Source organism: Psychrobacillus sp. L3, assembly GCF_042945595.1.
Taxonomy (GTDB): Bacteria; Bacillota; Bacilli; order Bacillales_A; family Planococcaceae; genus Psychrobacillus.
Genome location: NZ_CP168494.1, coordinates 1 through 19,473, shown reverse-complemented (window position 1 = coordinate 19,473; position 19,473 = coordinate 1). Strand labels below are relative to the sequence as shown.

Here is a 19,473-nt window from a genome sequence, read left to right as displayed (position 1 = left end):
ACGGTAAAATAGAAAGAAGAATAAAAATACCAAAACAATGAATACTTTTATTTCAACTGCTTATAATGCAGAAAATGCAAAAACCCCTGACGTTGGAGCGTCAGAGGCTTGCGGTTCTTGTTGGAGCAAGAACAATATAGACGGAAAAAACAAAGGCCTACCACAGCTCATTATATTTTCGCGTTCTTTTTCATGTAAGTTATCCGAAAACTACACTAAAAGTGTAACATACGGGTAACACAAGTATAGTTCATATTTGTTACATTGTGTAGCGTTCAATTTGCAATTTGCAAAAAAAAAAACGCTAAACGATACCAAAAGGCATAATAAACGTTAATTAACCGCCTTTAACAGTCCAATATGAAATCATACGAAACTATATGAAAATGATAATGAAAATAGCACAAGCTTGGTCCTCCGTCTGCAATTTTATACGGGAGGGCTTTTTATATACCTCCACGACAACAGAATAGGAGGAAACAGAATGAAAGTTGAACAAATGACACAGCAACACCAATTCGTTTGGAACACTTTACAACTATTAGAAGACGGAGAACGTATTATTGGAGTAGATTTGCAAGCAAGAGCAGGGATTCAAGATAGAAGAATACTCTATCAAATTATTAAAGATCTAAGACAACATAACTACTTAGTAGGAAGTAGTAAGACGGCTGGAAGTGGCGGTTATTATGTCATAAAAGACGAACAAGATCTAAACAAAACATTAAGTGACTTAAGAAATTCAGCGTTTAGTCTTTTGTCAACTGCTAAACAAATAGAAATGACATTTTATAAAAAGCATTATGGTGAACTACCGCTTGATTTTAAAGATAACTGAGAGGAAGAGGATGAATAATGACAGGACAAGCAAAAGAAGAATTGACGGAAGAAGAAAAGTTGGTACTATCTGCTAAACGAGAGTACGCCCGAGAATATCGAAAAAAAAATAAAGAAAAAATTAATGCAGCTAATCAAAGATACTGGTTGAAAAAAGCAAAAGAGATGAATCGGTAGCGTTACAGTAACGCTAACACGCTAGAAAGAGAAAGAGGGGAAAAGAAAATGGGCATAAAAAAAGAATCCATTGCTGGAAGTGTCATGGCAGACAACAGCACTGGATACGATAGTTATATTATAGCAAATTCTAAAGGACAAATAAAGGCTTTACATGAAAAATCACCAGGTTATATTGCACTTTTTCATAAAACAAAAGATGGTACTTCTCAGTATCACTATAAACGCAATGAAATAGAGCAACATATTGACCAGTGGACGAAACCAGATAGCTATATTAGTATGAATACGTTTTACACGCCAAAAAGATTAGTTACTAATTTAAAAGAGATCAGGACAGCGTTTGTAGATATAGATTGTCAAAACATTGGACAGTCTGCAGAACTTACTGGATTTTTATTAAAACGTGATTATTTTGGGAAGACCATACCGACTCCAAATATGCTTATTTACAGCGGCAGAGGTCTAAATTTAGTGTGGTTTTTAGAGCCTTTAAGTGGTTTAGCGGTAGAGCGTTGGGGGAAATTACAAAATGCTTTATATGAAACTATGAAGAGTTTCGGAGCTGATAAAAAAGCTTCTGATGCAGCTCGTGTATTTCGCATTGCTGGAACGATTAATAGTAAGAGTAAAAGAGAAGTCTTTTGTGAGATGTTGCATGAAAATAGATATACTTTTGACGAAATTGTAACGGATTACTTTCCGAACATCATTAAAACCACAAAAAAAGCACCACAGAGGAATAAAAAAACAAAGGGGACAGTAAAACATCTTTTCAATGAATACACGTTATTAAAAGCACGTATGAGTGATTTAAACACATTGTCAGAGCTTCGGAATGGTCAAATGGACGGTTGTAGAGAATACGCATTGTTCTTATGCCGTTATTGGGCATTAACTGAACGAGACAGTAAAGAACAAGCAAAGGAAGCTATGTTAACTTTAAACAATCGTTTCAGTAAGCCTTTAAAAGAGCGAGAAGCATTAGCGGATACTAAAAGTGCAGAACGATATTACGAAGGTGATGAGCCGTTTAAAATCAAGAATGAAACGTTAATTGAATGGTTGGGTATTTCCAGTGAAGAACAGAAGCATTTAAAGACAATTATCAATAGTAATGAGAAACGGAGACGTGATAAAGAATACCAGAAGGACAAGCGTAGAGAAGAAGGAGCAAAAGAACGCAGTGAATATGAAGCAAGTAGAAAAATTCAAAAGGCTAAGAGATTAGAAGATTTACGTTTATTAAAAAGAGAGCATCCAAAGGCGACACAACGCGAACTAGCAACGTTATTAGGTGTTGCTTTACCTACTTTGAAGAAGTATCTTGTGGAGCTGAGATGATGGGTATATTTGTCCGTCGGCTTGTATTGAGAGAGTACCGCTATTTCGAACGAAAATGTCTTGTTCTATAGGTCAATATTATGATTGTATAATTACTTTGTTTTTACTAGGGTGTCAAATGGATACTGACAGATTGTCAGTATGGAACTTTTCTATATTTTTAGATGGTATATTTGTCCGTCGGCTTGTATTGAGAGAGTACCGCTATTTCGAACGAAAATGTCTTGTTCTATAGGTCAATATTATGATTGTATAATTACTTTGTTTTTACTAGGGTGTCAAATGGATACTGACAGATTGTCAGTATGGAACTTTTCTATATTTTTAGATGGTATATTTGTCCGTCGGCTTGTATTGAGAGAGTACCGCATTTGACCTCTTACAGGTAGTCACGTATTTGATGTAATAACGATTTTATTAGTTTGTAACTTGGTGCGTCGGCTTGTATTGAGAGAGTACCGTATTTTTCTACGTTATTCAATCCCAATACGTGAATATATAGTCAGAAATAGTAATCAAATTGGAAGGGTATCATTGTTATGACAAATTTGTCATTCGGATACTGACAGATTGTTAGTATGGAATTTTCGTACAAGGTTTTTTTCACAACAAAACTTCAGTAACTAGTGAACTTTTGGATCTTCTTCTACTCTATCGCGAACTAAAGAACGCCTTTTACACAGTGTCTTATTAGTATTTGAAAAGGTGGTGTATTTAGTTTGAACGAGCTATTTTTAAACTTTGCAAAAGGGAGGAATATTTATGCCATTGCATTTTGATTTGCCAGAAATCAACCGTGAAGCTACTAAAAAAGTAGTTCAATCTACTTTAGAAAAGTATCGTTTGTATTTACTACAGCTAAGTCTAGATAAATTGCCATCCGTTACTGCAAAGTATACTTTAATGCCACCTTCACACAACTTACCTAGTTCTTCGACAGAAAATGTCGCATTGGCAAATGTAGATTACGAACGAGAGTGTTCTAAGTTTATTGAGTTGATACTACGAGCAGTTAATCGTCTATCAGATCAAGAACGTAAGCTCATTATTCTTCGATATTTCGCAGAAGACGAAGAGTTTGATTATCAAGTGTATGCAAAACTAAATATTTCTGAAAGACAGTATTATCGATTGAAGGTACGTGCTTTTTACAAGTTAGCATTTGCACTAAAAATTGAAGTTTATAAAGAGAAAGGGGTAAATGCTTCATGAATTTTGTTCAGCCGATTAGAGATCCAGTTCTTATTAAACAGATTGAACAGTTTTTAAAAAATAACAATGAACGAAATTATATCCTGTTTTTGTTAGGTATTTATACAGGACTTAGAATATCTGATATTTTGAGCCTTAAAGTAAAGGATTTAAAAGAGAAAAACTATTTGATTATTAATGAGAAAAAAACACGAAAGAAGAAAAATAATACTAGGACGATTGAATTAAATCCTATTTTGAAAAGAGGATTAAAGAAATTCTTAATAGATAAAAGTAGTGATGATTATGTAATTAAAAGTCGTGTGGGGAATAACAAACCGATTACCAGGGAAAGAGCATATATGATTTTAAGGGAAGTGGCCAATGAATTTGATATTGATTCTCTTGCTTGTCATTCCATGAGAAAAACATTAGGTTTTCATTTGTACCAACAAACTAAAGATGTTGTACTGGTACAAAAATTATTGAATCATGAGAACCCAAGTTATACATTACGCTATATAGGTGTTGAGCAAGACCTAGTAAATAGTAAACTTGGAGGATTTAAATATTAATAATAAAGGGTGTGCTTGATAAGTGGAAAAAATTAATAACCGTAAGTATGCTGTTACTTTAGATGAATTCGTAAGGTTAGGATCTACCGTTGAAAGAATATTAAAATGGATTGAAGAAAATAAATACGGAAAATACGGAGCTGAACATTTGGAGATTGATGAAAAACTGGCTTTACGAATTATTGATGGTATGTACGATTGGCAATGGCAGCGTAATAAAGGTGTGCGAGTACACAATGATACGCATATTATTTTAGAAATTTATGAGATGCACGAACTACAAAAGAGAATGGATGAAACCATGTTAAAAATCGATTGGTAGAATAGTCATTTTACCCTTGAACATAACATAAATCGTGTATGTAAAGTTAAGAATTTAGAAGTAGATAGAAGTGTTGGTGTATATGGGTTTGTAGGCGGTATATGAAGTTAACAGAATATGTATTATATTATGTTCATAATACTTTAAAAGTGGTATAATCAAAATGAGAACTAAAGAACGCCTTATGTCGATTTTGTAGTTAAAAGGTGATTTTGGTTATGGGTATTTTAAAAGATAAATATATCTTAGATAGAATCAAGTTGTATCTAAAAATTTTGCATTAAAGAGGGAAAAGAAATAAAATCAGAGATCTTAAATAATTTTATTAAGCAATTAGGATTTGATTAATAAGTAGATAAAGAACAAAGGGCGAACTAACCTTTGAACACCCCGCGACAACATTACAATGGAATAACTAATGACGAACGCAGTGACTGCAGCCGTTAGAAATAAAAATTAGAAAAGGATGGTGAATGAAATGGGTGGCGTACAAACTTCCTTAGCCTTACAGGATAAATTATCAGGTCCAATAATGAAAATGATGAAGGCTATGGAAAGCACGATTAAGGTCATGGAAAAAATGGATGCAACAGCAAATAATCTTGATACAAAAGGTCTTTCCAAAGCACAAAGTACGATCGATTCAGCAGCCGCAGATATGAATAGACTTATTTCTTCGGCTAACAGTGGACTTAACAACGCTACTATTAATCAAGATAAATTTAATAATAGGATAAGAGACGGCACATCAAGTATGAATGGCCTTGTCAAGAAGGTAATGGGTCTTGCCGCTGCATACCTAAGTATTTCTGCTATAAAGAATTTCGGAGGCGAAGCAATAGAAGCTGCAGGGAATAGAATTAGAGCAGAACAACGTCTACAATCGATTATGCAAAATATTAACGGGATGACGCAGACTGGAATTGAATTAGTAAGACAACAGGCAATGGAGCTTGAAAAGGTAACAGCCATAGCCGCTGATGTCGGTATGATGGGGCAATCTCAACTTGCTCAGTACGTGTATGATCCATCGAATATTAATGCAATGACAGAATCCATGTACAACTTAGCTACAGAGACATACGGTGTTAATGTGACGCAAGACCAAATTAAACAGACCGCTGATTTAATGGGTAAAGCGATGATGGGCCAAATTGATTCTCTTTCCCGAAATGGATTTAAACTCAGCTCCATTTTAACGGATGCCGAATTGAAGATGTTTAAGTATGGGAATGAGGCAGAACGTGCAGGTTTACTTGTACAAGTACTGAATGAGAACCAAACGGATCTAGCAAGAGCGATGGCAAGTACTCCAGAAGGTGCATGGGCAAAATTTTCTAACACCATGACCGGAGTAAAAGAAACAATTGGATATGGTATTATACCGGGTCTTATGCAAATCACAGATTTAATTAGCAATGGTATAGAAACAGGAAAGTTCGATAGTGCTATTGCCTTCATTACAAATGGTTTCAACTTAATTGTTGATGCTGGAGCTTCCGCGGTAGCGTTTATTATAGATAATTGGGATATTGTCAAAAATGTATTAATTGGCGTAGGTTTCGTCTTAGCTGACTTGGCATTAGCTTGGCTCATTCAATGGGCTGTTGCTTTGTGGCCGGTATTTGCAGTTATTGGAGCAATAGTATTATTAATGACTGTCCTTAATCACTTTGGCGTATCAACCGCTGATATTATAGGCTTTGTCGGTGGTTTATTCAATTCACTGTTTGCTTTTTTGTATAACCGTGTAGCGTACTTTTGGAATATCATTCTAGCATTTTCGGAGTTTTTATTTAATGTACTTATCGATCCAGTATACGCAATTAAAAAGTTATTCTACGATTTAGGTATGAACTTTTTCGAAACAATGTTTAACATGACTAGGTCTGCTGAAGACTTTGCTGGTAACTTTATGTCAGTTGTACTTAAAGCTATCAACGGCATTATTGGTGGGGTCAATCAATTGTCAGGTCTATTAAATAAAATAGGATTTGATATACCTCAAGTTTCACTATTAGATGAAAACAATATTCACACCGTATCTGATAAAATTTCAGGCATCATGAAGCAAATGGAGAGTATGAAACCGACTTCAGATAAAAATGTATTCGATTTTTCCGGGGCAAAATTGGCTCCGGAAAATCTGGCTACTTCATTTGACAACGGTTTTAACGCAGGAAACGGATTAGTGAACAAGCTGGGTAATTTATCAAATATCAGTCCAACAGATTTTCTAGTTAAAGATGCTGGATTAGGTATAGGTCCTACTGGAGATATTGGATCACTAGGAATGACACCGGATGGCAAAATTAAAGGCGGAAAACTTGATAAAATAGGGAAAATTGAAGATAAAATCAATATTGCGGAAGAAGATTTGAAGGTATTGAGAGAATTATCGGATAGAAAATCCATTCAAAACTTCCGAACGTTGCAGCCATCGTTTACATTTACGGGAGATATGGCAATTCGTGAAGAAGCGGACATCGATAAAATCGTAAGTAAGATCAACGAATCCTTAGAAAACGAAATGAAGGCATCGGTAGAGGGGGCTTACACGTAATGCGTGGGAAAATCATATCTTTTGCTTCACGAAAGAAACCAAAAAGGGAGCTTTGCACTGTTTGTGGAAAGACTCTCACAAAGCAAACATTTACGCTAGATAGTCCAATAGAAGGCAGACTTATTGTCTGTTCCCTCTGTGGTGACTTAGCTAAAAGAGGTACTGAAGCTATTCGTAAAGAGCTTGAAAAAGAAAAAGCTAAGCTTGAAAGGCAATTGGCCGCTTTACCGAAAAATAATTATACTTCTTGATTAGTTGAGGTATGCTCCAAAGAAGGGAGTGTGTCTCTATGCCAAATAAAATCGTAATACCTGAAGAAACTTTAGAGAAATCAATGCCTAGCATTGAAACGCAACATGAAATGGAAGAGGAATAGAAAGAGTAATCGGTTGAGCTAAGTTTTGATCACGCTAATCAATTATAACAAAATAAGGAGATGAGGCCATTGATTGAAAGGAATTTAAATCCCAAACAACAAGCTTTTGCGGATTATTATATAGAGTTAGGTAATGCAGAAGAAGCTGCTTTAAAAGCAGGATATAGTAAAGCCTACTCAAGAGGTAAAGCTTACACCTTGTTGGCAAATGTCGGCATACAATCTTATATAGAAAATCGTATGGAAGAATTGAAGTCCGAACGTATTGCAGATCAACAAGAAATATTAGAGACTTTAACTGCGATCCTACGGGGTGAAGTAAACGGAGCTACGTTGATTGGACTGGGAATGGGCGAGCAAGACATTTCCGAGAATATGAAACCCTCTGTTGCCGAAAAGATTAAGGCTGCTGAATTGCTAGGAAAACGATATAAGTTGTGGATAGATAGAACAGAAACAGAGATAATGGGTACAGTTCAATTCATCGATGACATAAGTGGTGAAGTAGATGGCTGTTAAAAAACTATCTGAATTCCTTCCTACTAATTTTCATCCTGTATGGCGAGCATCTATAGCAGGGGAAATATTGCACGTCGTCTGCAAAGGCGGTCGTGGTTCTGGTAAATCGTCAGATGTTGCTCATATCATCGTCCAATTACTTATGCGGTATGCAGTTAATGCTGTAGGAATACGTAAAGTAGATAATACAATTGAGACATCCATATTTGAACAAATGAAATGGGCAATTAATGAGCAAGGGGTATCACATTTATTTAAAATAAACAAGTCACCTATGCGGATCACCTACTTGCCACGAGGGAATTACATGATATTCCGGGGTGCTCAAGATCCAACAAGAATTAAATCGTTAAAGAGTGCCAACTTCCCTTTTGCTATAGCTTGGTTAGAGGAATTAGCTGAATTTAAAACTGAAGAAGAAATTACTACTATTACCAACTCGCTATTACGTGGAGAATTGGATTATGGTATTTTTTATAAGTTTTTTTACACATACAACCCACCAAAGCGAAAGCAGTCATGGGTTAACAAAAAGTATGAGAGTTCATTTCAACCGAAGAATACATTTGTTCATAAATCAACGTATTTTGACAATCCGTTTATCTCGAAGCAATTCGTTGAAGAGGCTGAAGCTACTAAAGAACGGAATGAACTACGTTACAAATGGGAGTATCTTGGAGAAGCTATAGGCAGCGGAGTTGTACCTTTCGATAACTTACAAGTAGAGGCTGGAAGTATTACAAATGAAATGGTCAAAATGTTCGATAACATCCGCCAGGCAGTTGATTTCGGATATGGTCCGGATCCTTTGGCTTTTGTTCGGTGGCATTATGATAAGAAGAAAAATGGTATATATGCGATCGATGAGCATTATGGTCAAAAGATTAGTAATAGAGAAATAGCTAAATGGATTAAATCAAAAAGCTACGATAGTCAAGAGATAATGGCAGATAGTGCTGAGCCTAAGTCCATAGATGAATTGCGGAAAGAACATGATATAAGACGAGTTAAAGGTGCTAAGAAAGGCCCTGACTCCGTAGAGTATGGTGAGCAATGGCTTGATGATTTAGACTTTATCTGCATTGATCCTTTGCGTACTCCTAATATAGCAAAAGAATTTGAGAATATTGATTATCAAACAGATAAGGACGGAAATCCTAGACCTCGTCTAGAGGACAAGGATAACCATACAATTGATGCTACGAGATATGCATTTGAGCGAGATATGAAGAAAACAGGCGTATCTATATTGAAATAAATATCTATAATAATTTATTTTGGACAAGCAGCTTTATTAATACCTAGAGGGATATTATCCATCTTTCACGAATGAAGTGAATGTATAACTAAAAAGGAGCTGAATTAGAATGACCATTAGAAAGTACCTGGATCAATTAGAAGGTAAATCGAAAAGACATGTCTTGCTAATTGTAACGCCTAAAGATGAATATCCAACACAATATTCGAATGAATATTGCGAACTGGAACAGTCCATTTTAGAGAAGCCTAAAACGTATATTGAACTTTTTGAAGATGGTGTACCGGAAATTATGCAATTTACCGCTTTTAGATTGTTTATAAAACCTCTTATATGCGATAAAGAACAACTAAGTGTTAAGTCTACAGCGCATGTTAGGCGATTAAATGAAGATGAAATAACGAGTTTTATCGTAGTGAAACACTTTTACGATACTGTAAGGTATGGAGAGAAGTTAGAAGAAGATGCTATAAGTCATGGTTTAGTACTGGCTACGGAGTTTTTAGAAAATTATCCTATTAATAAATTTGAATTTGCAACTGTAGCGTTAGGGAAAGATACCGATGAAGCAAATGTACTTATTAATCTAGATTTGAAAAATAAAAGCGATGCCTATTACTTTGACCACGTATATGTTAATTGAGTTACTGTAAGTTGCTCAATGTAGAGGTTTCCATAACTTCTACATTGAGCATATCTTTTTTCCGAAAATGAAAGAAAGTAAGTTTCCTCAATTTTGAGGAGATCTACAGGGTCGGTTCAAAGTTGGACTAACCGCACATAATGGTTATTATGTGCGGTTAGATACTTTAAAGGATTTTTCCGAGAAAGTTACTATAAACAATGGTGCAATGTCATAACCTATTCAGTAGCGTTATTTTACTTACAATTATTATGACCGTTCTTCATGCTGGAGGTAAATTTGGCGGTGGTGGCTATAAAGTCTCCGGTTGGCTTCATGGTCTATAAGCTAGCGTACCAATACCTATTTGTCAAAAACGTATAAAAGTGTGTCCACTAATAGCTTTGTATAGTGAGAAGAGGTATGAAAGAGTGATGGCGAAGTCACACAGAGCATATACCAAATCACACAGAACAGCTAATGATAAAGAATTAATACGTTGAGGGTTAATAGTGTGATAAAATCGTAACTACGTAGGCGGGCAAGCTCGTTTACATAGTAATAAAATATACCTCCAGACCGGAAGCAATTAGTCCGCTCGCAAGGAGGTGAAGTCATGGAGGATAAGAGTCGTGTAACAAGAAAAAGGGAAGAAAAGAAAACCAATAATCGAAAGTGGACAAGTAGAGGAGTCGCTACCTTTAAACTATCTGCTGATATAGTCAGGGTAATTGACTGGCTGATAAGATATTGGAATGACTGGAATCTCTAAAACAAAAAATATTTTCATCGTCCCTAGTGGCTAGGGGCGGTGTTTTAATTTTCGGCATAAAAAAAACAACCGGGAGCTACCCGGTCGTTTTGTCGTCATGAAGACGAGTCGTGTTGTGGCTTGTTTTGAACTGTTTTGAACTATTTTGAACAGTTTTAATACCTTCAATTTACAACTAGCGGCGTACAATGTCAAGACCTGTCATGGCGATTTAAGTACGGAGAAGACCGTAACTAATACAGACATGGCAAATTATATTGCGAGAATAACGCAATATACGTGACATTGTATTAAGAATACCTGGCATCTTGAAGGCTGTATAAAAAGTTATGCAATAGCATCTTTCCCTATCTAGTGTATCTTATGCAACGAAAAGAGAAAAAAAACATTATAAACAGTTGGTACAATACCATAACATTGCTCAAATTTGGGTAATTGCAAAATAAAACACCTTCCCAACTTTTTTAGGAAAGTGTTTTATTTTATTTATTTCCCTTAGCTTTTTTCTGCTTCAGTGGAATGTGGTATTTCTTCGCATTCTCAATTGCCTTCCTTGCCCACTCTGCAGCTTCCTGTTTTTTGTCCAAAACGGAACACCTCTTCTCTAACTCTTCAATACTATTATCCTCTCCAAAATCATCATTTTTTATACATACCTTCTTCGTAGGGTACATACAATTAAAAATAACCCTGCCACACTAACACACATTGGCAGAATAAAATGGCTGTAGGAGGTAAATATTTTGAAAAAAGAAGTGGGGCGGAAGGTTCGTTCAGATAAAAAAAGAAAAGTCAGTCCAACAATTGATATTCATTTGCGTGAATCCATTTATCGTTTGGCTTACGTTTCCAATACACCAGTGAAAGATATCGGAGAAGCAATTTGTCGTAGTGGTCTCTTATCGAAACAAGTAATAGAATATTTATCGATGAATTTTAGAAGACCTATTCGATTAATGAACACATTTTATATGGGCGATCTTAGTCGTTCGTCTGTACAGAAAAGAAGTAGTCCGGACAGTACTGATCGAATCACTATTCGCTTTGAACAACAAACCTATAATAATCTAGCTGCACTTGCTTATGCATTGGACGTAACTCCTTCTCGAGCGTGTGCCTTATTACTCGGGGCAGGCATACATACCACAGATTTCCTTAATGATTTTTTTAAGGATTATCTACACATACATTTAACGGACAAACGAATGAAAGAATTAGAGAAAGTAATGAAGTTTTTAGAGGCTAATAATCCGTATAAGGAAGAAATATCTTGGGCTGTTTTATTGTCGACCATCTATGATGAAATGAGAGACGGAGTAAGTAATATTTCTGAAGCGATTGGAGAATTCATAAGTCATTGGAGAAAATAATTAAACATTCACGGAAAATTAGAAGGCCACTCTGAGAAAACAGAGTGGCCGGATCCCTCGAAAGGATCTGAGTATATTTAATTGGGCCTCTACGGTCGAGAGCCTGAGTTTTTATCTTCTCCATTAGTATATGTCATTATACATTTAGAAATCAATACTTTTAAATTAAATATCCTTGGCACTAATTTTTTTAGGTTGTCGATTAAGTCCTTTTCCTATGTATCGACCTTTCATTTTGTTATATATTTTTTTCAAGTTATCTGGTTCAAGGTATATTAGATTCGTACCTTTTTTTACAGGTTGCAGTATTCTCATCTTGCTAATGGAACGGATATGACTAATTTTAGCTATACTCTTAACCCCTTTTTGTTCAGTTAAATTGTTTAGTTCCTCTATAACACCTAAATCAACATCGTTCCAGTTTACATTTACGTCGGGTTTCTCGGAGCCTAGTGGTATTACAACAACAGTTCCTGAAGATTTACTGTTGTCTTCTACTACAACCGCGAAATGTCTTCCTCCGTGTTCTGATTTAGCATTAAAACCCAAGTCAACTGATAATATAACTCCAGCTTCATATTTTAATGTATCTTGAATAGGTTCAAAAGTACTTTCTTTAGTTAGGTATTCACTGAAGGTATCAAGCCATTCAAGCATATTTTGTTGTTTTTTATAAACAAGGTTAGTGCTTATACTCAGTTTAAATTTTTCAATAGTGGCATCTAAATTATAAATGGTTTTACTTCCACTTTTATCCATTGGGGTAGTCAATGCGAACACCTCATTCTCTCTATAAAATCCCTTTTGTTTGTTTATTCCAATTTTATTATAGCTTTTCTCCATCTTTTACATAAGTAAGTAAATCTCCTGGTTGACAATCGAGAGCTTTACAAAGCCTGTCAATTGTTTCTGCATCGAAACGTTTCATATCCCCTTTATAGAAGCTGTACAGAGTATTTTTATTGATACCACTTAATTCCTGCAGTTCAGGAACCTTCATATTGTTTTTCTCGAACATAACCCTATCTAAATTGAATTTAATAGCCAATTTCATATCCCCTCTCATTTAAATTGTACCTCATTTCGAGTAAATAGTACACAGAAGTGAGTAAAAAGGTGTGAATAGTATTGACAAAGTCGAATGATGTAGTATTATGAAGTTAGTACAAAATACAACGAAGTATGGAAAAGTTCAGCAAGGTGTCAACATACCTATGGACGAAGCAGAGAGTCCATGAGTATGTTGGCCAAACCAGCAATCTAAGAAAACGGATAAAAGAACATTTTCAGGGAACCACAAATAGAAAGAAAAAGGATTGTTTGCTGAAGCGTATCTGATTAACATTTATGGAAACGCTATTCAGAATGGGCCTAATTTCGAAACAAGTCGGATGGTAATGGAAAGAAACTTTTCCCTGTGGTAAGGCCAAAAATGTTCGGTAATTGTACGGCGGTAAGTTCTAAAGGAGTTAGATGCAAACAAAGTGCCAATTCTAAAGGATTGTGTCGTAAGCATGGAGGAAATGGTATTACTCCTTTGCACGTCCAGAAAATAGCTGAAGAAGAATATGTGAATTTGCATCCCAAATTATTAGAAAATGAGGAAGATAATTAGCGGATTGGAGGAAAAAATGAAACATCTAAATCGATATTTTTTCGGAGAGGAACGGATCCACTGGAGTGATTTTTGTTGGTTTTATGGTGTTATGACGGTGTGTAGCATCGTTACAGGATTATTAATACTCACATAAAAAGGGGGGATTACAATGCAAGTAACTATTCAAAATGAAAGGTTAAATCTAATTTCCAGCGTTCCAACTCAAGAAAATAGTAGTCTGTTGTTCACGGAAAATTCTAATGGACTCTCAAAGATATTCCGTTGGTGTGATAGAGGCTGCGAGTTAATTACTCAATTCAATAAAAATAGTAATGATATAGTTGAGTACATTGAAGATCAATTAAAAATGAGGGTGAGAAATAATGACAACCGTACAAATACTAATCAGGAATTGTGGAACCCAGCTTCGGAGAACCCTAATGCAGTAACAGATATTAGTTGCAAATTAGAGGTTTTAGACCGTTTGCAAACACAGGTAATTCTTAAGAAAGCCTTGAAACAGTTGATTATAGAAAATATGATGTAAGATTTTATTTTCAAGAATGGCGTACCAACTTAACTGTTATCGATGCACTGTTTGCTTATTTAAATAAAGAAATTCGTGAGGAGTACAAGAAAATAGAATACTTAGCAGAAGGAATATGCGAATTGGCAAAAGAAAAAACCCCTGCAGCAACAGGAGCCGTTCAAAAATACATTTTTAAAGCTATAGTAACACAAATTAGGACTGGGGGAAATCACCCGGTCCATTTATTTTGTCTAATATCATTGCATACGGCTGGTAAGACTCCTACAATAAAGAGAATAAAAAATAATAACAAATAGGAGGATGTAGGGTGGAAATTAGAGAAATACTTGAGCTTACCAAAACGAAACCAATAGCTGAAATAGCAAAAGAGTATCTAACAATTGGGGAGAAGCCTGCAAGAGCTGCCTTAAAACGTGCTGGTTGTTACACAATCGTAGGTCAACCTGGATGGATTTTTGATGATACAGAGAATCCATCTAATTTAGACCGCTCAATCTATGAAATAGCTGACGAGGTAAAATCAGAGAAAAAAACAATTTTAAAAGATAGGGCGAACCTTGATTCAAACCAACTTAAGTATACATTAGAAAATGCACACATTTACCGCAAACGTCATTCCTTTGATTTAGATGTAGCTTTAGTCAAGGAATTGAAACTTCACTGTGTGAAGCAAGATAAGACGCTTTATGAAGCTGTGGAAACCGCCATACAGAATTATTTAACAAATGATCGTGAGGATGGTACAAGCGTATGATCGCTATGTCGCCGGGTGAAGTGAGTAAAAAACTAGGATTACAGCCTTCTACTTTACGAAAATACTGTTTGCTGCTGGAACAACATGGCGTAGTATTTGAAAGAAATGCAAATAATAGCCGGAAATATGATGAAGTTACCGTTATGACGCTACAACGAATGGTAACGCTTATTAATAGCGGTGATATGACGGTTGAGAATGCTTCTATGGTTGCATCCAATGGGTATAATACGCGAGTTGAGAATCTTCATAAAACGCCTAATAGCACCGATGCAGAAAACGCCTTAGAACGTCATGACGGCGATATAGCGGCTGCTATGATAAAAGAAATACTTAGTTTAAAAGAGGAAATACAAGAACAAAAAGCGGTTATCGATGGTTTCCGTGTTGCTCAAGAGAAAAGAGATTCATACTTCGTGGAGATCCTTGAAGGATTACAAAATGAAATCGTGAAACTAAACGAACAAAAAGCATTACCAGAAGTAGCTGCAACAGAAGAAGAACCAGAGCCACAAAAGAAAAGGTTCTTCAGTCGTTTTTTCAAATAAATAAAGCAGTCTAAGAGGACTGGGGGAGATATTTCCCTCAGTCCTCTTTTATATACGAGGGTTTTTGCAATATCTTGCGAACCTATTTTGTTATTAATGCAACATTAACTATGTTTGAAAGGGATTAATGTAAGCAATAACTGTTCAATAGAGGGATAAATGATTGCATTAACTCTCGAAAATACTATAGAAACAGGAGTCGCTAATTATAAAGCATTTTTACGATACAAAAGAAGTGCAACAGCTTTTAGATTTGAATTCATTAAGAACCGCTCAATACAGAATCAAAGCAATGAATGATGAATTACAAGCAAAAGGTTACTGGATCGAACGCGGTAAAGTACCAGTTAAGTTTTTTCACAAAAAATATCCATACATAGAAGGAGTGTCTGATTCGGAGTAAGATTATGCCGTATACACCATAATGCCGACATTTTTACCTGTGTGCGGAAGAGCCATTTTAGGTGTGTGTGAGAGGGTGTGTGCGAATCACACTGGTATGAAGCCAATGGTACCAAGTGGTTAGAGGGGATTTACAACAGCTACTAATACAAGTAGAAAACGTGTAATTCATTGTTTATACTGCATGTATTTGTTTGTATATATTCATATAAGGCGTTGTAAACAACCATAATTCTAAATAGGTATAGACATTATATTATTGTCTATAGTAAGATAAGAAAGAAGATAAAAATAATTCATTAAAAGGGAGGTTTACCAATGGGCATAGTTATTCAAAAAAGCTCATTTGAAACAAAGAAAAGACATCAAGAAAGAAGGTCGTCTGTCGAACAAAAGAACAATGAAATTCCTGTTCGTTATCAAGGTGACATTAGAAGATTTTTAGAATATTGTCATGCTACTGATCAACAAGATTGCACTGAATCTATGCTTGATTATTTATATGTATCGTTAAAAGAGCAACGTGTGAAAAAGAATACATGGGAAAGACGTTTAGCTGCCATGAGAAAGCATTTGAGTGTTGTACATGGCGTAGATTTCAAAGCAGAGCCGGGAGTTGCTAATGAGCTTTCAGCAATGCGAAAAATGTTCAATGAAGAGCAACATGCGGAGCAAACGCAGCTTAAAGGTAAATCCGCAGTAGATAAGCAAGAGCTTCTTGATATGATTTACAAGCTTCCAGTCCGCGAAAAAGCCATCACCTATATAAATCTTATTACAGCAAATCGCCCATCCGAAATGGTGCGATTAAAGATTAAAGACTTCGACCTCGAAGGGCGTACCTTGTCAGTGTATCTGAAAAAGCAAGGAACTTGGCATAATAAACGTCTAACTCAAGAGGTAGTAAAAGCGGTAAGGGATTATGTAAAAGCCTTTAAATTGAAACCTGATGATTATTTCGTGGGGCGTGTATATAAAGGTGGTAGATATGAAAGTGTAGAAGTAAGTGAAATCGGATATACGAAAGCTTTGCAGAAGTGGACTGGATTAACAGGCTATAATTTCCGTAAGAGCCAGGTAGCGTCGATGCATGAAGCGGGGGCAGACCTACCAACCATTGCGAAGCAAACCGGCCATAAATCATTAGAAGTCCTTTCAAAGCATTATTTAAGTGTCTCTGATACGACTGTAGATAAGTTTCTATAAAAGGGCGGAGATAACCTCAAAGCTTTACCTATTCGTATAAGGAGGGAAGTTATGAATTTATCAATGGAAAGAGCATTGGAAGAATCTACAGATACCAATAAAGATTTAGGTGATTTAGGATTTATCTTAACTGTTTTACGCGATAATACATCCGATGACTATGTTCACCAAGTTCTGGATAATCTTATTAATAATAACCATAGTCCGAAAAAATACGGCAAATAAGACACATAATGTGAAGTAGAAAAAAGGAGGAGGGGAAGTGACTGAACAAGAATTCGTAAGGAAATTAGATGAGTTGTATAAGGGAGAGTATTCGCTAATTGATGATTTTTATAAACTTAGTTTTAATGTGAAATTACGACATACGTGTGGAAGAGAGTTTGAGACTAAGGCTGGCAATGTAATCAGAGAACCAAACAAAAAATACTGTCCTTCATGCAGGCTTAAAAGTATGAGGAAAGCTAAGAGGAAAAGTCAAAATGAATTTAGGCAAGAAATCTATAACATAGTTGGAGAAGACTATTCTGTATCTCAGAAGTTTGTGAACTCTGCATATAAAATTGCTATGACACATAATGTTTGTGGCAACAAGTTTAAAGTGGCTCCCCGTTCTTTCACGGCTGGTTCTAGGTGCCCATTTTGTACGAAAAACAAATCAAGAGGGGAAAAATTAATTGAAGAATATTTATTAAAAAATAATTTTGAATTCAGAACTCAATATACATTCAAAGAATGTAAAAATATTTCTTCTCTACCATTTGACTTTGCAATATTTAAAAATAAAGTATTAGTCTGCTTAATTGAATTCGATGGAAAACAACACTTTGAACCAGTAGAAATATTTGGTGGTGAAGATGCATTTAATAAAACTAAAAAAAATGACATTATTAAAAATAGTTATTGTGCTAAAAATAGATTGGATTTAGTAAGAATTCCATATCAGGGGTTCAATAATATAAATAAAATCTTAGATAGTCTTTTTAAAGTAGAATATCATAACTTATTTAAAGAAAATTATAAACACAGTAATAAGCGTAATAGAAATCTTAAAGAGGTAGTGCAATTAACTTTGGATGGGGAATATATAAAAACATACTCTAACATGAAAGAAATAACGGAATATATGGGTATAGCACACTCATCTATTTCTCAATGTTGTAGAGGAAACATAAAAACTTCTGGTGGTTTCAAATGGATTTACTTAGAGGATTACGAGAAAAGCCCATCAATGTCTAAGGAATGGATAATGGAAGTCGAGTAATGAACAAAACGATGATAAAGTGACTTACTAGAATCAGATTGCCGACAATTAAAAAATTATCCGGACGATCTTTAATTTGCAAAATTACAAAGGAGTGAATACCATTGAAAAAATACCAAACGCTTAGTGAATCCATGCGAGAAAGCATGATTGAATTGGATGCAATGGAGCGTAAAGCATTGGCAGGGTTTATCTTTGTAGACTTATCCGCTGAAGGAGGAGTTACTGCTGCATATTTTGAAGATAAAAGTGGAAAAGTTCACTCTTTAGATCTAGCAAGTAAACTTCAGGTCATTACAACTGATGAAAATGGCGTTAATTATCATGATATAAATGGCCAAGATATTTTTAATCGTAAAAATGATAGTGGTGGACCGTTATTCGCTGGGATGGCAGCTTTATACTTCGGAAGTAATTAAGTACCTATTCCAGTCACTAAAAGATATTGCTATTGGTGGTCCTCCTTATCATTAGATTAAGAAAATAGATATTAGTAGACAAATCTGTAATATAAGGATAAAGTAAAGTAGATTAAAAGAATAATAAACATAAACGATTAAACATATAAAAAGGCTTGACGGAAGAACCGAGGGCATAGGGAATATTGATTCCCTTATAAAAAAAGAGCAATTGAGTGCACAATTCTGAAAACTCATCTTTTTACCCTATTTGGTGTCCGATTACCCTTTGGATAGTCTTACGGAAAATACCGGGACACTGAATACATGAGCTATATCTATGCCGTGAACAGTGTACCAGTCATAACGAAGTCCTACCGGAAAACCGATGGACACTGTACATTGTAGAGGGGTGATTATACCTTTCTATTGTGCAGTGTCCTTTTTTATTACATTTTCCGTGAAACATCGTGGAACAAAGACAAAAAAATAAAAGAGATATAATAAAGACATAGATATTTTACAGGGAGTGGTGAAGCGGAATGAGTGGTTCAAATGTTTATCAAATCGATTTAAGTGTAAATGCTATTTACATAGTTCAAGATGGTCATTGTACGATGTTACCAGCTATGGAGTTTGGTAGTGATACTTTTATAATTAGAAATAACAAAATCTTAGATGTTATTCGTTCTAAGCGTGTCAGGCTAAATGGCCAAGATAAGATAGAATAAAAAAACTAATAAATAAAGTTACACGAAGTAAATAACTTATAATGAAAACGTAGGTTCTTATTTAACTAAAAAAACATGCTGAATGTTTTTGAATTTT

The 19,473-nt window shown here is 35.2% G+C and carries 25 protein-coding genes; 23 read left to right on the top strand and 2 right to left on the bottom strand.

Features of this window, described 5'->3' with window-relative positions:
* Nucleotides 1-484: 484 nt before the first annotated feature.
* The 14 genes from ACEPXD_RS19925 to ACEPXD_RS19860 all read left to right on the top strand — a co-directional run bounded on the left by ACEPXD_RS19925 (nucleotide 485) and on the right by ACEPXD_RS19860 (nucleotide 11,926).
* Nucleotides 485-838 carry a hypothetical protein gene (locus ACEPXD_RS19925; protein ID WP_391123482.1) on the top strand — a complete coding sequence of 118 codons (354 nt, stop codon included), beginning with the start codon at nucleotides 485-487 and terminating at the stop codon, nucleotides 836-838.
* A gap of 17 nt (nucleotides 839-855) precedes the next feature.
* Nucleotides 856-1,014 carry a phosphatase gene (locus tag ACEPXD_RS19920; protein WP_391123479.1) on the top strand — a complete coding sequence of 53 codons (159 nt, stop codon included), beginning with the start codon at nucleotides 856-858 and terminating at the stop codon, nucleotides 1,012-1,014.
* A gap of 48 nt (nucleotides 1,015-1,062) precedes the next feature.
* A complete protein-coding gene (locus ACEPXD_RS19915) occupies nucleotides 1,063-2,358 on the top strand; it encodes a cystathionine beta-lyase/cystathionine gamma-synthase (RefSeq protein ID WP_391123476.1) in 1,296 nt (431 codons plus the stop codon).
* Between the two features lie 762 nt (nucleotides 2,359-3,120).
* Nucleotides 3,121-3,570, top strand: coding sequence for an ArpU family phage packaging/lysis transcriptional regulator (locus ACEPXD_RS19910; protein WP_391123473.1), 450 nt, complete (start codon nucleotides 3,121-3,123; stop codon nucleotides 3,568-3,570).
* The gene (locus ACEPXD_RS19905) at nucleotides 3,567-4,124 is read left to right on the top strand and encodes a tyrosine-type recombinase/integrase (RefSeq protein ID WP_391123470.1); all 558 of its coding nucleotides are present in this window, start codon (nucleotides 3,567-3,569) and stop codon (nucleotides 4,122-4,124) included. Before ACEPXD_RS19910 ends, ACEPXD_RS19905 begins: the two co-directional genes overlap by 4 nt.
* Nucleotides 4,125-4,146: 22 nt before the next feature.
* Nucleotides 4,147-4,446 (top strand): hypothetical protein, encoded by a 300-nt coding sequence (locus ACEPXD_RS19900; protein ID WP_391123467.1) that lies wholly within the window; start codon nucleotides 4,147-4,149, stop codon nucleotides 4,444-4,446.
* A gap of 478 nt (nucleotides 4,447-4,924) precedes the next feature.
* Nucleotides 4,925-7,009, top strand: a complete 2,085-nt coding sequence (locus ACEPXD_RS19895; protein ID WP_391123464.1) for a hypothetical protein — start codon at nucleotides 4,925-4,927, stop codon at nucleotides 7,007-7,009.
* Nucleotides 7,009-7,260 carry a hypothetical protein gene (locus tag ACEPXD_RS19890; protein ID WP_391123461.1) on the top strand — a complete coding sequence of 84 codons (252 nt, stop codon included), beginning with the start codon at nucleotides 7,009-7,011 and terminating at the stop codon, nucleotides 7,258-7,260. Before ACEPXD_RS19895 ends, ACEPXD_RS19890 begins: the two co-directional genes overlap by 1 nt.
* Nucleotides 7,261-7,454: 194 nt before the next feature.
* A complete protein-coding gene (locus tag ACEPXD_RS19885; protein WP_391123458.1) occupies nucleotides 7,455-7,904 on the top strand; it encodes a terminase small subunit in 450 nt (149 codons plus the stop codon).
* Nucleotides 7,894-9,162, top strand: coding sequence for a PBSX family phage terminase large subunit (locus tag ACEPXD_RS19880; protein ID WP_391123455.1), 1,269 nt, complete (start codon nucleotides 7,894-7,896; stop codon nucleotides 9,160-9,162). Before ACEPXD_RS19885 ends, ACEPXD_RS19880 begins: the two co-directional genes overlap by 11 nt.
* A 109-nt stretch (nucleotides 9,163-9,271) precedes the next feature.
* Nucleotides 9,272-9,805: a hypothetical protein gene (locus tag ACEPXD_RS19875; RefSeq protein WP_391123523.1), complete on the top strand. Its 534-nt coding sequence runs from the start codon at nucleotides 9,272-9,274 to the stop codon at nucleotides 9,803-9,805.
* A 200-nt stretch (nucleotides 9,806-10,005) separates the two neighbouring features.
* A complete protein-coding gene (locus tag ACEPXD_RS19870; RefSeq protein ID WP_391123526.1) occupies nucleotides 10,006-10,131 on the top strand; it encodes a hypothetical protein in 126 nt (41 codons plus the stop codon).
* 269 nt (nucleotides 10,132-10,400) lie between these two features.
* On the top strand, nucleotides 10,401-10,556 hold the full coding sequence (locus ACEPXD_RS19865; protein WP_391123520.1) for a hypothetical protein: 156 nt from the start codon (nucleotides 10,401-10,403) through the stop codon (nucleotides 10,554-10,556).
* Nucleotides 10,557-11,299: 743 nt separating this feature from the next.
* Nucleotides 11,300-11,926, top strand: a complete 627-nt coding sequence (locus ACEPXD_RS19860; protein ID WP_391123517.1) for a hypothetical protein — start codon at nucleotides 11,300-11,302, stop codon at nucleotides 11,924-11,926.
* 165 nt (nucleotides 11,927-12,091) lie between these two features.
* Here the strand turns inward: ACEPXD_RS19860 and ACEPXD_RS19855 are convergent, their stop codons facing one another.
* Together ACEPXD_RS19855 and ACEPXD_RS19850 are read right to left on the bottom strand one after the other, a co-directional pair.
* Complete coding sequence (locus ACEPXD_RS19855) at nucleotides 12,092-12,697, bottom strand: type II toxin-antitoxin system PemK/MazF family toxin (protein WP_391123515.1); 606 nt, start codon at nucleotides 12,695-12,697, stop codon at nucleotides 12,092-12,094.
* A gap of 55 nt (nucleotides 12,698-12,752) precedes the next feature.
* Nucleotides 12,753-12,974 carry a helix-turn-helix domain-containing protein gene (locus tag ACEPXD_RS19850; protein WP_391123512.1) on the bottom strand — a complete coding sequence of 74 codons (222 nt, stop codon included), beginning with the start codon at nucleotides 12,972-12,974 and terminating at the stop codon, nucleotides 12,753-12,755.
* A gap of 134 nt (nucleotides 12,975-13,108) precedes the next feature.
* Between ACEPXD_RS19850 and ACEPXD_RS19845 the strand changes: the two genes are divergently transcribed.
* The 9 genes from ACEPXD_RS19845 (at nucleotide 13,109) to ACEPXD_RS19805 (ending at nucleotide 19,376) form a co-directional block, all read left to right on the top strand.
* The gene (locus ACEPXD_RS19845; RefSeq protein WP_391123509.1) at nucleotides 13,109-13,264 is read left to right on the top strand and encodes a GIY-YIG nuclease family protein; all 156 of its coding nucleotides are present in this window, start codon (nucleotides 13,109-13,111) and stop codon (nucleotides 13,262-13,264) included.
* A gap of 428 nt (nucleotides 13,265-13,692) precedes the next feature.
* Nucleotides 13,693-14,070, top strand: a complete 378-nt coding sequence (locus ACEPXD_RS19840) for a hypothetical protein (protein ID WP_391123506.1) — start codon at nucleotides 13,693-13,695, stop codon at nucleotides 14,068-14,070.
* A 310-nt stretch (nucleotides 14,071-14,380) separates the two neighbouring features.
* On the top strand, nucleotides 14,381-14,827 hold the full coding sequence (locus tag ACEPXD_RS19835) for a hypothetical protein (protein ID WP_391123503.1): 447 nt from the start codon (nucleotides 14,381-14,383) through the stop codon (nucleotides 14,825-14,827).
* Nucleotides 14,824-15,375, top strand: coding sequence for a MerR family transcriptional regulator (locus ACEPXD_RS19830; protein ID WP_391123500.1), 552 nt, complete (start codon nucleotides 14,824-14,826; stop codon nucleotides 15,373-15,375). Before ACEPXD_RS19835 ends, ACEPXD_RS19830 begins: the two co-directional genes overlap by 4 nt.
* Nucleotides 15,376-16,095: 720 nt before the next feature.
* Nucleotides 16,096-16,983 carry a tyrosine-type recombinase/integrase gene (locus ACEPXD_RS19825; RefSeq protein ID WP_391123497.1) on the top strand — a complete coding sequence of 296 codons (888 nt, stop codon included), beginning with the start codon at nucleotides 16,096-16,098 and terminating at the stop codon, nucleotides 16,981-16,983.
* Between the two features lie 51 nt (nucleotides 16,984-17,034).
* Nucleotides 17,035-17,208, top strand: a complete 174-nt coding sequence (locus ACEPXD_RS19820; RefSeq protein ID WP_391123494.1) for a hypothetical protein — start codon at nucleotides 17,035-17,037, stop codon at nucleotides 17,206-17,208.
* A 37-nt stretch (nucleotides 17,209-17,245) separates the two neighbouring features.
* On the top strand, nucleotides 17,246-18,247 hold the full coding sequence (locus ACEPXD_RS19815; RefSeq protein ID WP_391123491.1) for an NUMOD1 domain-containing DNA-binding protein: 1,002 nt from the start codon (nucleotides 17,246-17,248) through the stop codon (nucleotides 18,245-18,247).
* Nucleotides 18,248-18,351: 104 nt separating this feature from the next.
* Nucleotides 18,352-18,666: a hypothetical protein gene (locus tag ACEPXD_RS19810; protein WP_391123488.1), complete on the top strand. Its 315-nt coding sequence runs from the start codon at nucleotides 18,352-18,354 to the stop codon at nucleotides 18,664-18,666.
* A gap of 521 nt (nucleotides 18,667-19,187) precedes the next feature.
* Entirely contained in the window at nucleotides 19,188-19,376 is a 189-nt protein-coding gene (locus tag ACEPXD_RS19805; protein ID WP_391123485.1) for a hypothetical protein, read from the top strand.
* Nucleotides 19,377-19,473 lie beyond the last annotated feature (97 nt).